The organism is Amycolatopsis orientalis DSM 43388, assembly GCF_000411975.1.
In the GTDB taxonomy this organism is placed as follows: Bacteria; Actinomycetota; Actinomycetes; order Mycobacteriales; family Pseudonocardiaceae; genus Amycolatopsis; species Amycolatopsis orientalis_D.
The window spans coordinates 1-11433 of record NZ_ASXG01000162.1 but is presented as its reverse complement, the minus strand read 5'-3'; the positions used below and the strand labels follow the sequence as shown (position 1 = coordinate 11433).

Below are 11433 nucleotides of genomic sequence, written 5' to 3'. Positions count from 1 at the left end.
AGATGCCTTGACAAGCACCCCAAGACCGCAGGGAGGCTTCGTATCGGGGTGCAGGGCGGGGGCTGGGTGCCTCGATGAGTTGGGTGCGTCGGTGCTTTTTGGTCCGTGAAGGACTCCTTGCGGGAAGCCGGGTTCGTGAGGGTTCCCCCACGAAACGTCAGGCGCTCGCTTCCAGGAGCCGGTGGTGGTGCTCCAGCAGGGCGCGGAACGAGGCGTGCGCGGTGCTGCCGTACGTGAGGTCGACTTCGACCGTTTGCCAGCTGTCTCCGGTGCGGGCTAGCAGGATGGTTGCGGGCTCGGAGACGATCACCACGGTTCCGTCGGCGCGGAGTTCGCGGGCGGGCAGCAGGCGCGGGAACACCACGTCCGCGGGCAAGCCGTCCGTGATCGACAGGAACTCGCGGTAGTCGGCGGGCAGCCGGAAGCCTAGGCGCTGTTCGGCCGCGGCCAGGTCGGCGGGGCGCGCGGGGGCCGGGGCGTGTTGGCCGCGCAGCCGGAGGATCGCCGCGACCAGGTCCGGCAGGCTTGCTGGGCCGGTCGGATGGCGTTCGCGCAGTGCGGCGATCAGCGCGCCCGCGCATTGGTCCGGCCATTCGGTGCCGAGGCCGAGCGGGTCCGCGCCGGTGACCAGGCGGGCGGCGAGTCGCCGGGTGGCGGCGAGCATTGCCACGTCGGGCTCCGGGTGGTTTTCGACGAGCGCCGCCCACGCGTCTAGGTCGGCGGCGGCCAGTGCTTCGCGCACCGGATCGGGCCGTTGCGGGGCGAGCGCCGAGACTGCCCCGGCGACTGGCGAACCCTCGAAGAGACCGTCCAAATCGGACGCTCGGCGGGCGAGAAGTGCTTGGTGGGCTTGCTCTTCCGCGTCCAGGTCGAGCGGTACGAGTGCGTCTGCCCATTGTGGACGGTCGCCGCGCGCCTCGAAGAGCATCGCCCAGGCGCGGGCGCGCACCGCGTCGTCGGCGAGCACGGATGCCGGGCGTCCGGTCACCGCGTGCCATTGCGTGGCTAGGCGATCCGCGGCACCGGACGCGCCCGCGGTCGCGAGGAGGAGCGCGGCGTGGCCGATCCGGCGGTCGACGGCGGCCTCGTCTGCGGTGAGCACGTCGCGGACGGCGGTCTCGAGGTAGTCGTCGCGCTGCATGAGCGCGAGCGTCCCACACTGCCGCGGACCCGACAGAGGCCCCGCACCGGGCGTGGTGCGGGGCCTCCGGCACAACGTCAGTCCTGGTCGGCGATGTCCGCCAGCACCGCGGCGATGGTGCGGACCGGGACGCCGGTGCCGCCCTTGCCGGTGTAGCCCCACGGGCTGCCGGAGTTGAACGCCGGGCCGGCCACGTCGAGGTGCACCCACGGCAGGTCCGCGGGCACGAACTCGCGCAGGAACACGCCCGCGACGAGCATGCCCGCCCAGCGCTGGCCGGTGACGTTCGCGATGTCCGCGAGCCGCGAGTCGAGGTCGGAGCGCAGTTCGTCGGGCAGCGGCATCGCCCAGCCGCCCTCGCCGGTGGCCTGCATGATGCCCGCGACGCGGTCGCGGAACTCGTCCGAGCCCATCACGCCGGAGATCCGGTTGCCCAGCGCGACCACCTGCGCTCCGGTCAGCGTGGCGGTCTCGATCAGGTAGTCCGGGTTCTCCTCGGCCGCGCGCACGATCGCGTCGGCCAGCACGAGCCGTCCTTCGGCGTCGGTGTTGAGCACCTCGACGGTCTTGCCGCCGTACATGGTGAGCACGTCGCCCGGACGGTAGGAGGTGCCCGAGGGCAGGTTCTCCGCCAGCGGGATGTGCGCGGTGACCTCGAGCGGGTACTTCAGCTTCGCGGCCAGCACGACCGACGCGAGCACGGCGGCCGCGCCCGACATGTCGGAAGTCATGTGGTCCATGTTCGCGGCGGGCTTGAGCGAGATGCCGCCCGAGTCGAACGTGATGCCCTTGCCGACCAGCGCGACCTTCTTGCGCGCCTTCGCCGGCTTCCAGCTGACCCGCAGCAGACGCGGCGGCCGCGACGAACCGCCGCCGACGCCGAGGATGCCGCCGAAGCCCTTGCGCTTGAGGATCTTCTCGTCGAGCACCTCGAAGTCGAGGCCGTTCGCGTCGGCGAGTTTCTTCGCGCGGTCGGCGAAGGACGCCGGGAACAGGTCGTTGGGCGGGGTGTTGATCAGGTCGCGGGCGATGCCCACCGATTCGGCGATGAACCCGGCCGCCTTCAGCGTGGCCTTGTGCTCGCGCGCGGTGCCGTCGGCCGGGCTGACCAGGTCGGCCTTCGCCAGCGGGCCGTCGCCCTTCTCCGAGCGGTACTCGGCGAAGACGTACGCGCCGAGCGCGATGCCCTCGGTGGCGGCGTGCAGGTCGACGGCCGAGAGCGTGACGAACGCCCGCTCGGTGCCGCTCAGCGCGCGGGCCGCGGCACCGGCCGCGCGGCGCACCTGCTCGGGGGTGATCGCCCCGTCCTTCGGCTTGCCGAGGCCGACCGCCAGCACGACGCCCGCGGGCAGCTTGCCCAGCGTCGGCAGCTTCACGATCTCCTCGGCCTTGCCGGTCGCGCCGAGCGTGCCCAGCACCTCGGCGAGCTTGCCGTCGAACGCCGCGTCGGCGACCTCCGCGCCGGCGGCCAGCTCGAGGCCGTCCTCGCCCTGCAAAGTGCCGATCACGACGACGTCGGCGCGGGTCTTGCCCACTGCCGCATCCGTGTTCTCGGTGAGGGCAAGCTTCGGCACGGTCACTTCTGGCTCCTCGCGACGTCGCGGTGGCGCCGGGCGATCTGCCCGGTCGATCGTGAGCCATGCTAATGACAAAGCCATCCGGACGGCGGAAGGGGGATCGCGGTGCGGCTCGCCGGAGCACTCCTGGTGACGCTGGCGGCGGGTGCCGCCGGGGCCGGGTATTGGCTGCTCGCCGGGGTCGGGCTCGCCGCGCTGGCCGCGATAGGCGGCTCCCGGCTGCCCGCGCTCGGCGACGATCCGGCCGGCCGGATCACCGGCGGATTATCCCGGCTGGCGCAGGTCGTCGTGCTCGCGCAGGCGTTCGGTGCGTACGTGTTCCCGCTGCAGCCCGGATACGCCGCCGCCGCGCTGGTCGTCTTCGTCGCCGCTGCGGACTTCGCCGGGCTGCGCCTGCCGAACCTGCTGGTCAAGTGGGTAGTGGGGGTCCTGCTGGTCGCCGCGGCGGTGCTCGTGGCGATGTGTCTGGCGGTCGCTCCGGTGTCGCGAACGGGCGGAATCGGGACGCCGAACGCGGCCGGAATCGTCGTCGCGGCGTTGTTCCTGCTGCCGTTCCTCGTTCCGGAACCGGGGGAGCGGAGCACCGGACGCGCGCTCGTGCTGAGCTTCGTCGCGGCGGCGGTCACCGCGGTGACGCTGCTGCAGCTGGGTCCGGTCCGGCTCGGATTGTCCGGGACGGCGATGCGGGACCTGCTTTCCGCCGCGGACGCCGGACAGCTCCAGCCGTTGCTCACGGTGATCGCAGTGCTGGCGACGCTTCCCGCGGCATTCACGACTTTCGTCGGTGCGCGACAGCGGTTTGCGCCGTCCGGCGGGGCCCCGACCGCGGTGGCGGCGGTGCTGGCCGCGGCGGCCGCGGCGTTCGTTCCGCTGTCCGCGGCGCTGCTCGTGGCGGGGCTCGGTGCGATCGTCGAACTGCTGCTGCGCGTGCGGGTTCGTCGCTACCGTGGCGTCCATGACTGAGCACCGCTGGGCGCCGGGACAGACAGTCGTCGAACGTTTCGTCCGCCCGGACGGCAGCATCGGCCAGCATCACCCCCTGCGCGTAATCTCCGACGACGGCGAGACGCTGCTCGGCTGGCTTCCGGTCGGCACTCCGATCATCGGCAGCCGGCTCGCGGACGGCCGGGCCTTGCGGGAAGCGCCGCTGGAACAACGGTTTCGCGAGCCGCGCGTGCGCGTGCCGGACGTCTGGCACGGCACGTCGACGCTGCGGCTGATCCCGGACGGGGCCTGGTCGTCGGTGTGGTGGTTTTTCGAGGCGGACGGCCGGTTCCGCGACTGGTACGTGAACCTCGAAGTGCCGCGCGGGCGCACCGAAACCGGCCCGGACCGGATCGACGGCATCCTCGACCTGGTCGTGACACCGGGCGCGGGCTGGAAGTGGAAGGACGAGGACGAAGCGGAGGCAGCCGTCGACGCGGGCCGGCTGACCACGGCCGAACTCGCCAAGCTGCGCGCGGAGGGCGAACGGCTGGGCGCGCTCGCCGAGCAAGGCGCGTTTCCGTTCGACGGCACGCACACCGGCTTCCAGCCGGACCCGGACTGGCCCGTTCCGCGGCTGCCCGCCGGGCTGTGCTGACCTACTGGGCCAGCAGCACCAGCGCGAGGAACAGCACGATGTCGACCACCAGCAGGATCACGACCGATTTGGTCGGCACGTTCTTCGCGATCACCGTGCCGTGCAGATTCTTCCACCAGTAGATGCCGAACCCGGCGACCACCAGTCCGAGGAAGAAGCCGAACCCGCTCGAAAGCAGGCCCCAGCCGACCATTCCGAGCAGCCCCGCGCCGAAGGTCAGCAGGGCCGCGGTGCCGAAGGTCTTGACGTCCGGCCCGGCCCCGGGCCCGGCTCGGCGCGCTGGTTGAGTGCTCACGCTGGCCATCGTAGTGGGGTGACGCTGCGAGCGCGGGCCAGTGCGGCGAGTAAAACCACAGGACTTCCGACTAACGTGCTTCCGACCAAGCGCTATCGTTTATGCATGACGACAGCGACGCAGTTCACCCACGTTCCGAACCCGAGCCCCGCGAGTCCTGAACGCGTCGCCGAGGTACTTGCCAAGCCGGGGTTCGGCACGCACTTCACCGACCACATGGTCACCGTCCGCTACAGCACCGAAAAGGGCTGGCACGACGCCAAGGTCGGACCGTACGAGCCGTTCACCCTCGACCCGGCCACGTCCGTGCTGCACTACGGGCAGGCCATCTTCGAGGGTCTCAAAGCCTACCGCCAGCCGGACGGCACGATCGCCGCGTTCCGGCCGGACGCCAACGCGCAGCGGTTCCGCGACTCCGCCGAGCGGCTCGCCATGCCGCAGCTGCCGGTGGAGACCTTCATCGCCGCGCTGCGCGAGCTGATCGCGGTGGACGAGCGCTGGGTGCCGACTCGCCAGGGCGATTCCCTGTACCTGCGCCCGTTCATGATCTCGACCTCGGCCGGGCTCGGCGTGAACAGCCCGGCCGACGAGTACGTCTTCGCGGTGATCGCCTCGCCGGCCGGCTCGTACTTCAGCGGCGGCGTCAAGCCGGTCAACGTGTGGCTGTCCACCGAGTACGTGCGCGCGGCGCCCGGCGGCACCGGCGCGGCGAAGTGCGCGGGCAACTACGCGGCGTCCTTCGTGGCGCAGGCGCAGGCCGTCGAGAAGGGCTGCGACCAGGTCGTGTGGCTGGACGCGGTCGAGCGCCGGTGGGTCGAGGAGATGGGCGGGATGAACCTGTTCTTCGTCTTCGGCTCGGGCGACGACGTCCGCGTGGTCACCCCGGAGCTGACCGGTTCGCTGCTGCCGGGCGTCACCCGGAAGTCATTGCTGCAGCTGGCGAAGGACGCCGGGCACAAGGTCGAGGAACGCCGGATCTCCACCGACGAATGGGAGAAGGCGGCCGCCTCGGGCGAGCTGACCGAGGTCTTCGCGTGCGGCACGGCGGCGGTCATCACCCCGGTCGGCCACGTGAAGCACGGCGGCGGCGAATTCTCGATCTCCGGCGGGCAGCCGGGCCCGGTCACCATGGCCCTGCGCGAGCAGCTCGTCGGCATCCAGGAAGGCGCCCACCCGGCCCCCGAGGGCTGGATGGTGCCGCTCACCTGACGAGCCAGCTGTCCGTGAGGGGAACTCTGAGGGAATCTGCTTCCCTCAGAGTTCCCCTCACGGCTTTCCGGACGTGAGCGGGCCGGAGACGCCGGATTGTTCGTGCGTGGTCATTTCCGCGAGCACGCGGCTGGCCATCATCAGCAGCGGCAAGGCGGTGACCGCGCCGGTGCCTTCGCCGAGGCGGACGTCGAGGTCGAGCAGCGCGCCGAGGTCCAGGTGCTCCAACGCGAGCGCGTGTGCCGGTTCGCCGGTGAGCTGGCCGGCCATCCACCAGCGCCGCGCACCCGGCGCGAGTTCTTCGGCGACCAGCGCGGCGGAGCAGACCACGAGCCCGTCGAGCACCACCGGCGTCCGGCGGACCGCTGCCTGCGCGAGAAAGCCCGTCATCGCGGCGATGTCGGCCCCGGAGGACGTCCGCAGCAGTGCGAGCGGGTCGGCCAGCACCGCGCGGGCTCGGCGCAGCGCGTCGCGGACCGCGGCGGCCTTGCGCATCCAGGTGTTGTCGTCGATGCCCGAACCCCGGCCCACCACGGCGACCGGTTCGCTGCCGGTCAGGGCCGCGACCAGCACGGACGCCGGGGTGCTGTTGCCGATTCCCAGGTCGCCCGCGATCAGCAGGTCCGCGCCGCCGTCGACCTCGGCGTCGGCGATCTTGCGGCCGGCTTCGACCGCGGCGCGCACCTCGGCGTCGGTGAGCGCGTCCTCGACATCGATCGAGCCGGAACCGCGGCGCACCTTGAACTCGCCGATCGACCGCATCGCGGATTCCTCGGTGTCCACGGCCATGTCGACCACGCGCACGCCCGCGCCCGCCGCCGCGGCGAGGACGTTGATCGCCGCGCCGCCGGTCAGCATCGTGCCGACGAGCTGCGACGTGACTTCCCGCGGGTACGCCGAGACGCCCTTCTTCGCGATGCCGTGATCGCCCGCGAACACCACCACGCGCGGACGGGTGAACGGCCGCGGCGGCGCCTGCCCCTGGCACGACGCGATCCAGACGCCCAGCTCTTCCAGCCTGCCGAGCGAGCCGGCCGGTTTGACGAGCTTGTCGTGCAGCGCGATCGCGCCCGACCGGGCCTGGTCGCTCGGCGGTGCGATCTCGCCGAACTCGATGCCCGTTTCGCCGGTGTCCACAGCCAGGTTTCCTTTCGCCGCGGGGAGTCCCGGCGCCCAACCTACCGTCGCCGGGACCGGGCCCTTAGGGTCGGTCGGCGTGCGGGAATCGACGGCGGCCGGGGTCGTGCTGGCCAGTGGCGCGGGGACCCGGGTCGGGGCCGCGCTGAACAAGGTCTACCTGCCGGTCGCGGGCAGGCGGGTGGTGGCGTGGTCGCTGGACGCGTTCGCCGCCGCACCCGGGATCGGCGTGCTGGTGCTGGTGATCCGGCCCGAGGACGCGCCGCTGGCCGAGGAAGTGCTGGCCGAACTGGCCGTTCCGGTGGAGATCGTGCCCGGCGGGCCGACGCGGCAGGCCTCCGAGTTGAACGCGCTGCGCCATCTCGCGCCGCGGATCGCCGACGGGACAGTGGATTCCGTGCTGCTGCACGACGGGGCCCGGCCGCTGGTGACGCCGGAGCTGATCTCCGCGGTCCTGGAACGGACCCGGGAAGACGGGGGAGCGGTGCCGGGCCTCGCCGCGGACGACGTGGTCTCGATGGCCGGACCCGAGACGGTGGCCGCGCCGCTGCCGGGTGCGATCCGGGTGCAGACCCCGCAGGGCTTCCGGGCGCGACCGCTGCTGGCGGCCTACGAACAAGCCGCCGCGGAAGGATTTCTGGGCACCGACACGGCTTCGTGCATGGAGCGGTTCTCCGCGCTGCCGGTGCGGTGGGTGCCCGGCAGCGCGGAGAACGTGAAGATCACCTATCCGCACGACCTCGCGGTGGCGGAGCGGTTCTTGCTGCGCTGATCAGGGGGAAACGGTGAGCGCCGGGTCGGTGACCACGACGTCGCCAAGCGCCTCGTCGATCGCCGAGAGCAGCTCCGGCTCCAGCTTGACGCCGGCCGCCTTGACGTTGTCCTGCACCTGCTCCGGCCGCGAAGCCCCGATGATCGCCGACGCGACGTTCGGGTTCTGCAGCACCCACGCGATGGCCAGCTGCGCCATCGACAGCCCGGCGTCGGCCGCCAGCGGCTCCAGCTTCGCGACCGCGGTGAGGGTCTTCTCGTCGAGGAACCGCTTCACCATGTTCGCGCCGCCGTTCTCGTCGGTCGCGCGCGAACCGGCGGGAAGCGGCTGGCCCACCTTGTACTTGCCGGTCAGCACGCCCTGCGCGACCGGCGACCAGACGATCTGGCTCAGGCCCTCGCGCTCGGAAGCGGGCACGACCTGCGCCTCGATGACGCGCCACAGCATCGAGTACTGCGGCTGGTTCGACACGAACGGGATCTTCAGCTCGCGGGCGAGCGCCGCGCCGCGGGCGATCTGCTCGGCGTTCCACTCCGAAACGCCGATGTAGAGCGCCTTGCCCTGGCGGACGAGGTCGGCGAACGCCTGCATCGTCTCTTCCAGCGGCACCGTGCGGTCGAAGCGGTGCGCCTGGTAGAGGTCGACGTAGTCGGTGCCGAGCCGCTTGAGCGACGCGTTGGCCGACTCCATGATGTGCTTGCGCGAGAGGCCCTTGTCGTTCGGGCCCTTCGGACCGGTCGGCCAGAAGACCTTGGTGAAGATCTCCAGGCTCTCCCGGCGCTGGCCCTTCAGCCCGCGCCCGAGCACCGACTCCGCCGCGGTGTTGGCGTAGACGTCAGCCGTGTCGAAGGTCGTGATGCCGGCGTCGAGCGCCGCCTTGATGCAGGCCTGCGCCTGGTCCTCCTCGACCTGGGACCCGTGGGTCAGCCAGTTGCCGTAGGAGATCTCACTGATGTTGAGGCCGCTGCGGCCGAGACGTCGAAACTCCATGCCGACAGCGTAAACGTTTCGTTCGCGAGGCTAACGACCTGTGTGCCGCACTGCTCAGTTCGGGATCGGGTCCCCTGGCTTGAGCCGCGGCTTCGGGACGCGAAGCTTGCGGATCTGGCTCGCCCGGACGAACGCGTACCAGCCGACGCCGCGCTTGGCCGTCGCCGGTTCCTTCGGGAAGCGCTCGTTGACCAGCTTCGAGATCTTGCGGCCGTTCACGAAGCCCTCGATGGCCATGACCAGCAGCATCGCCATGCAGACCAGGGTGATGTACTGCTGCACCGCCGGCGCGGGCACCAGCAGCGCGAGGAACACGAGGATGGCCAGCGGCATGAACAGGCCGAGGATGTTGCGCCGCGAGTCGACCAGGTCGCGCACGTAGGCCTTGACCGGGCCCTTGTCGCGCGGCGGCAGATACTTGTCGTCGCCGGACATCATCCGCTCGCGGCGCTGCCGGGCGGCCTCCCTGCGCTCTTCCTTGCTGACCGGGTTCGCCTTGCGCAGTTCCTTGTTGCGCTTCATCGCCTCGCGCATCGAGGTGGGCGGCGGGGCGACCGGTCCGCGCTTGCGCCCCTCGGCCTCGCGCCGCTTCGGCGTCGCCTTGCCCTTGCCCGGCGTGTACGCCTTGCTCGTGGCCGGGGATTCGGCAGTGGCAGCCTCGGCCGCGGACTCGTCGGCGGCGGGGTCAGTGGTGCTTCGGCGCAGGAACCTCACCTCACCAGGGTATTGCAGGCGTCACGGCTTTGTTCACCAGGTCGTTCCATATGCGACGATGGAGGGGAACAGATCGGGCGAGTCGCGTGTTGTGCCTAGGACACGAGATGTACCCGCAGCGAGTTCGACCAAAGAGGGAGTGCCATGACGACCGCTGAGCAGACCGGTGCGGCTGCGGCCGAGACCGCCGAGGAGACCCACGGCGTGACGTTGACCGACGCCGCGGCCGCCAAGGCGAAGGCGCTGCTCGAACAGGAGGGCCGCGACGACATGCACCTGCGCATCGCCGTCCAGCCCGGCGGCTGCGCGGGCCTGCGCTACCAGCTGTTCTTCGACGAGCGCACGCTCGACGGCGACCTGTTCCGCGACTTCGACGGCCTGCGCGTCGCGGTCGACCGGATGAGCGCGCCTTACGTGTCCGAGGCCGTGATCGACTTCGTCGACACCATCGAGAAGCAGGGCTTCACGATCGACAACCCGAACGCCACGGGTTCCTGCGCCTGCGGCGACAGCTTCCACTGAGCCCAGAGCCGGAAAACGGGCCCCCGCGCGACCGCGCTGGGGCCCGTTCCCGTTCCCGGCGTTCTTGGGCTCGGCCTGCTCAGACGTAGGCGTCGAGGTCGGCCACCTGGGCGTGGCAGGCGTCGTCGACCGTCCACGGCAGCGCGGCCCTCGGGCGCGGCAGCCGGGCCTGGCCGGACGGCCGCTCGGGCTGCAGCTCGGACGGGAGGTGGGCGCAGTCGGCGATCAGGTCGCCGATGGTTTCCGGTTCGGTCGCGAGGTTCACGAAAGCCACGCTATTCAGCCGGAGTCGAACGGGAAACGAGTACCGGCCGGTAGTGTCGCAAGGTGGCGCGGAAACTACCCGGAAGGGTCATGACCAGCGGGTAACTTGCGTCAGGGCGCGAAAACGACAGCTCATCCACCCCGTGAGGAGAACCGGTGGCAGACAAGCCCAGGATCGCCGTGTCCGGCAGCATCGCGACGGACCATCTGATGCACTTCCCGGGGAGGTTCGCCGAGCAGCTCGTCGCCGAGCAGCTGCACCGCGTGTCGTTGAGCTTCCTCGCCGACGACCTCGTCGTCCGCCGCGGCGGCATCGGCGCGAACATCGCGTTCGGCCTCGGCGTGCTCGGAGTGGAGCCGGTGCTGGTCGGAGCGGTGGGCCAGGACTGGGCGGACTACCAGTCGTGGCTGCAGCGGCACGGCGTCGACACCTCGGGCGTGCTGGTGTCCGAGGTCGCGCACACCGCGCGCTTCGTGTGCACCACCGACGAGGACATGTGCCAGATCGCGACGTTCTACGCCGGCGCGATGGCCGAATCCCGCAACATCGAGATGGGGCCGATTGCCGACCGCGTCGGCGGGCTCGGACTGGTGCTGATCAGCCCGGACGATCCGGAGGGGATGGTCCGGCACGCGCAGGAATGCCGTCAGCGGGGGTACACCTTCGCGGTCGACCCGTCGCAGCAGCTGGCCCGGATGGACGGCGCGCAGGTGCGGTCGTTCGTCGAGGGGGCCAAGTACCTGTTCAGCAACGACTACGAATGGGAGTTGCTGCTGCAGAAGACCGGCTGGACCGAGGCCGACGTGCTGGAGCGGGTCGGGCTGCGGATCACCACGCTCGGGGAGAAGGGCGTCGAGATCGTCGGGCGGGACGGGACCGCGCTGCAGATCGGGGCGGTGCCGGAGCGGGGGAAGGCCGATCCCACTGGGGTGGGGGACGGGTTCCGGGCTGGGTTCCTCGCTGCGATTGACGGCGGGTTGAGTTTGGAGCGGGCGGCGCAGCTGGGGTGTTTGATCGCGGTGCTCGTGCTGGAGACGGTGGGGACGCAGGAGTGGACCCTTGAGCGGGTCTCGGCGTTGACGCGGTTGCGGGAGGCCTTCGGGCCCGAGGCCGCGGAGGAGATCGCGGCGGTTTTGCCTGGTTGAGGTCTGTGTGGGGGCGGCAATGTCGCCTGGCGGCGACATTGCGCCCTCAGGCCGGCGTGGGGCACCCCGAAGCTTGATTGTGCT

The 11433-nt window shown here is 71.1% G+C and carries 13 protein-coding genes; 6 read left to right on the top strand and 7 right to left on the bottom strand.

The genetic code is table 11. The features are described 5' to 3' along the window. Nucleotides 1–157: 157 nt before the first annotated feature. Together L942_RS33740 and L942_RS33735 are read right to left on the bottom strand one after the other, a co-directional pair. Complete coding sequence (locus tag L942_RS33740) at nucleotides 158–1141, bottom strand: SMI1/KNR4 family protein (RefSeq protein WP_037368040.1); 984 nt, start codon at nucleotides 1139–1141, stop codon at nucleotides 158–160. A 77-nt stretch (nucleotides 1142–1218) separates the two neighbouring features. Further along, complete coding sequence (locus L942_RS33735; RefSeq protein ID WP_037368038.1) at nucleotides 1219–2721, bottom strand: leucyl aminopeptidase; 1503 nt, start codon at nucleotides 2719–2721, stop codon at nucleotides 1219–1221. A 102-nt stretch (nucleotides 2722–2823) separates the two neighbouring features. Between L942_RS33735 and L942_RS33730 the strand changes: the two genes are divergently transcribed. Together L942_RS33730 and L942_RS33725 are read left to right on the top strand one after the other, a co-directional pair. Further along, on the top strand, nucleotides 2824–3681 hold the full coding sequence (locus L942_RS33730) for a hypothetical protein (RefSeq protein WP_037368036.1): 858 nt from the start codon (nucleotides 2824–2826) through the stop codon (nucleotides 3679–3681). After that, a complete protein-coding gene (locus L942_RS33725; RefSeq protein WP_037368048.1) occupies nucleotides 3674–4300 on the top strand; it encodes a DUF402 domain-containing protein in 627 nt (208 codons plus the stop codon). The genes L942_RS33730 and L942_RS33725 overlap by 8 nt, the downstream gene beginning before the upstream one ends. A gap of 1 nt (nucleotide 4301) precedes the next feature. On the opposite strand, the gene L942_RS33720 is transcribed toward L942_RS33725, so the two are convergent. Continuing rightward, complete coding sequence (locus L942_RS33720) at nucleotides 4302–4604, bottom strand: hypothetical protein (protein ID WP_037368035.1); 303 nt, start codon at nucleotides 4602–4604, stop codon at nucleotides 4302–4304. A gap of 96 nt (nucleotides 4605–4700) precedes the next feature. On the opposite strand from L942_RS33720, the gene L942_RS33715 reads away from it, so the two are divergent. Continuing rightward, the gene (locus L942_RS33715) at nucleotides 4701–5804 is read left to right on the top strand and encodes a branched-chain amino acid aminotransferase (protein WP_037368033.1); all 1104 of its coding nucleotides are present in this window, start codon (nucleotides 4701–4703) and stop codon (nucleotides 5802–5804) included. A gap of 57 nt (nucleotides 5805–5861) precedes the next feature. Here L942_RS33715 and cobT read toward each other — a convergent pair whose 3' ends face one another. Then, nucleotides 5862–6941, bottom strand: coding sequence for a nicotinate-nucleotide--dimethylbenzimidazole phosphoribosyltransferase (gene cobT / locus L942_RS33710; RefSeq protein WP_037368031.1), 1080 nt, complete (start codon nucleotides 6939–6941; stop codon nucleotides 5862–5864). A gap of 79 nt (nucleotides 6942–7020) precedes the next feature. Here cobT and L942_RS33705 point away from each other — a divergent pair, with 79 nt between their 5' ends. After that, nucleotides 7021–7713: an IspD/TarI family cytidylyltransferase gene (locus L942_RS33705; protein ID WP_037368029.1), complete on the top strand. Its 693-nt coding sequence runs from the start codon at nucleotides 7021–7023 to the stop codon at nucleotides 7711–7713. On the opposite strand, the gene L942_RS33700 is transcribed toward L942_RS33705, so the two are convergent. Next, entirely contained in the window at nucleotides 7714–8703 is a 990-nt protein-coding gene (locus L942_RS33700) for an aldo/keto reductase family protein (protein ID WP_037368026.1), read from the bottom strand. A gap of 54 nt (nucleotides 8704–8757) precedes the next feature. Continuing rightward, a complete protein-coding gene (locus L942_RS33695) occupies nucleotides 8758–9417 on the bottom strand; it encodes a DUF3043 domain-containing protein (protein WP_037368025.1) in 660 nt (219 codons plus the stop codon). 144 nt (nucleotides 9418–9561) lie between these two features. On the opposite strand from L942_RS33695, the gene L942_RS33690 reads away from it, so the two are divergent. Further along, entirely contained in the window at nucleotides 9562–9939 is a 378-nt protein-coding gene (locus L942_RS33690; protein ID WP_009074796.1) for a HesB/IscA family protein, read from the top strand. Between the two features lie 79 nt (nucleotides 9940–10018). On the opposite strand, the gene L942_RS33685 is transcribed toward L942_RS33690, so the two are convergent. Further along, nucleotides 10019–10204, bottom strand: coding sequence for a hypothetical protein (locus L942_RS33685; protein ID WP_037368046.1), 186 nt, complete (start codon nucleotides 10202–10204; stop codon nucleotides 10019–10021). 155 nt (nucleotides 10205–10359) lie between these two features. Here L942_RS33685 and L942_RS33680 point away from each other — a divergent pair, with 155 nt between their 5' ends. After that, on the top strand, nucleotides 10360–11349 hold the full coding sequence (locus L942_RS33680; protein ID WP_106965136.1) for a carbohydrate kinase family protein: 990 nt from the start codon (nucleotides 10360–10362) through the stop codon (nucleotides 11347–11349). Nucleotides 11350–11433: the final 84 nt, after the last annotated feature.